At 36.6% G+C, this 1217-nt stretch carries 1 protein-coding gene; it reads right to left on the reverse strand.

Annotated features, from left to right (window positions below; all coding sequences use genetic code 11):
* Positions 1–284 precede the first annotated feature (284 nt).
* Positions 285–1217: transcription termination factor NusA (gene nusA / locus F6K13_RS33970; RefSeq protein ID WP_287290055.1), on the reverse strand; the 933-nt coding region annotated here is incomplete at its 5' end.

The raw sequence follows: 1217 nt of genomic DNA on the forward strand, positions 1-1217 counted from the left end.
CCTAAAACCTCATTTTGTGCAACATAACATAAAATTGGTGTAAGTTTTATACCAATTTTATGTTATGTTGCACAGAATTATGAAATTTATTAATTCGTCTGTCTTAATCTATAGTCAACTCTGATTAAAATATTATTCTATGCAACTTCATATTAATTTTGTTTACAGTTTTATTTTTTTAATGCCATACAACTCTATGAATACTTGCTTTTTTTAAGTTGCAAACCGATATGATTTTGATTGTAAATAATTAACTCTATCTCTGAAATTATAATCTTTAATATTTAAGTTAATTCCACAGGATATTCAGTTTCATCAACTTCTGAATAATTATCTGGATCGTCAAAATCTGTATTTTCTAACTCTAATTCCTCAGTATTGTTTTCTTCTTGTTCAGCTTCTTCTTGTTCAGCTTCTTCTTGTTCAGCTAATGCTTGCCGATGAGAAACTTCAACTGCAATTTTGCTATCTTCTTCAGCATGATCGTATTTATCAGTGTCCTTAATATCAATTTTCCAGCCAGTGAGGCGAGCGGCCAGACGCACATTTTGTCCTTCCTTACCTATAGCCAAACTAAGTTGATCCTCAGATACCAAAATATGCGCTCTCCTTTCCTCTGGATCGATTAAACGAACTTCGTCTACTCTAGCTGGACTAAGGGAATTGGAAATATAAGTTGCAGGATCTGGAGACCAGCGAATCACATCTATTTTTTCTCCCCTCAGTTCATTCACAACTACCTGAATTCTCGATCCCCTCGCACCAATGCACGCTCCGACAGGATCTACATCTCTTTCTAGAGTATCAACTGCAATTTTAGTCCTCGGGCCAACATATCGGGATGGCGGATTTGCTTCCCTGGCTACTGCTACAATTCTCACTATCTCATCTTCAATTTCTGGGACTTCATTGGCAAATAAATAAACTACTAAACCAGCATCAGCTCTGGATACAAGTAACTGAGGCCCACGAGTTGAGCCTTCACATACTCGCTTGAGATAAACTTTGAATGTGGCATTAGCACGGTAGTTATCGTTGGGTAATTGTTCTCTCTTAGGTAGTTCAGCTTCTACTTCTGGTCTACCAAAACCACTACTTGCAGATAAGATAATTGATTGTCTTTCAAATCTTAGGACTTTTGCTTGAAGAACTTCGCCTTCTAAATCTTGAAATTCTTCTTGAATCATCTTGCGCTGCTGATCCCGTAGTTTTTGAGA

Origin of the sequence: Okeania sp. SIO2B9 (assembly GCF_010672505.1) — a bacterium.
GTDB lineage: Bacteria > Cyanobacteriota > Cyanobacteriia > Cyanobacteriales > Microcoleaceae > Okeania > Okeania hirsuta.